The sequence below is a fragment of the Anoxybacillus sp. LAT27 genome (assembly GCF_022030075.1).
GTDB lineage: Bacteria > Bacillota > Bacilli > Bacillales > Anoxybacillaceae > Anoxybacillus > Anoxybacillus kestanbolensis.
Genome location: NZ_JAIWYK010000347.1, coordinates 1 through 229 on the forward strand (window position 1 = coordinate 1; position 229 = coordinate 229).

Annotated in this window: 1 protein-coding gene; it reads left to right on the top strand. The window is 45.0% G+C overall.

What is annotated here, in order from left to right; translation table 11 throughout:
* A partial coding sequence (locus tag LD028_RS09740; RefSeq protein WP_237811701.1) for a hypothetical protein occupies nucleotides 1-193 on the top strand: 193 nt, incomplete at its 5' end.
* Between the last annotated feature and the right edge of the window lie 36 nt (nucleotides 194-229).

The window sequence follows — 229 nt, forward strand, 5'->3', positions numbered from 1 at the left end:
TTCTCCTTTCTGTGATCATCATGATTACAATAGAACAAACCGTTCTTTTGTTCAAGAAAAACAACTGTCGTTCGCTCGGAATGGGGGCGCCGACCCAGCCTTGCTTTTTGGGCATAGACGCCAAGCCGAACGAGAGGCAAAAAAGATGCGGGACGTTCCTCGTTTTGGTTATGATAAAAAAGAGAATAAATAACCTAGGAGTGATTGACATGCCTTCACCGGTGGAAAG